Raw genomic sequence first — 1,174 nt, 5'->3', positions numbered from 1 at the left:
CGTCCGCCGCCGACAACGCCGCCTACTGGTCGATCGCCACCACCGTGCGCACCGACAACGCCTCGCTCGGCGCCGTCAAGGACGCGCTCGGCCTCGGCTCCTCGGCTGTCGACACCGCCTATAACGGCGTCAACAACGTCATCACCAGCCTGCAGAACATGCGCACCAAGCTGCAGACCGCTCTGCAGCCGGGCATCGACCGCTCCAAGGTCCAGACCGAGCTCGCCGCCATCCAGAGCCAGATGAAGTCCGTGGCCGACTCCTCGGTGTCGGGCGGCCAGAACTGGCTCTCGGTCAACTCCTCCTTGTCGAGCTACACCGACACCCGCTCGGTGATCGCCGGCTTCTCGCGCGGCGCGACCGGAGGGATCACGTTCTCGACGGTGGACATCTCGGTCAACAGCATCCGCCTCTACGACGCCAACACCGCGTCCTCGACCCCGGCGACCACCGCCAAGACGACGGCCGCCACGGCGCTCCCGAGCACGATCGACTTCAGCACCACCGGCGTCGCGACCTTCACCCTGAAGGCGAATGGCGGCACCGCTGACACCATCACGCTCAACAAGACGACGCTGGGCCCGGCGGCGGCGGACCTCACCAAGGTCACGCGCCAGGAACTGGTGGACGCCATCAACAACCAGATCGCGGCCTCGACGAACACCAAGGGCAAGATCCAGGCGAGCCTGGACAACTCGAACCGTCTGGTGTTCGAGACGATCGGCGACTTCGGCGCCGGCGCCATCGTTGCTGGCGCGGGCGCCACCGCCAAGGTCGAAGTCACGATGGATGCCGCGGCGACCGTGAACATCGGCTACGGTGCGGCCAGCGGGACGGCGGTCGGCAACGGCACCGCCGCCTCGGGCACGGCGGGCGGCGGGATCATCGACGGCGGCACGATGGCGGTGAGCACGATCAAGATCTACGACTCTGCGACCGGTGTGTCGCAGACCGACACGTACGTGAAGAATGCGATCGACGCGGTGGAGAAGGCCCTCGCCAAGGCGACGGATGCGGGCACGAAGCTGGGCGCGAGCAAGACGCAGATCGACGGCCAGAAGAACTTCGTCGACACGCTGGTGAAGTCGAACGACCGGACGATCGGCACGCTGGTGGACGCGGACATCGAGGAGGAGTCGACGAAGCTGAAGGCGCTGCAGACGCAGCAGCAGCT

The 1,174-nt window shown here is 67.2% G+C and carries 1 protein-coding gene; it reads left to right on the top strand.

From position 1 onward, the window contains the following. Positions 1 to 1,174, top strand: a 1,174-nt coding sequence (locus ABZT49_RS09340; protein ID WP_355285595.1) for a flagellin, incomplete at both ends; no start/stop codon positions are given.

This window comes from Methylobacterium sp. EM32, assembly GCF_040593685.1.
Lineage (GTDB): Bacteria > Pseudomonadota > Alphaproteobacteria > Rhizobiales > Beijerinckiaceae > Methylobacterium.
This window is presented reverse-complemented; position numbering and strand designations above follow the sequence as displayed.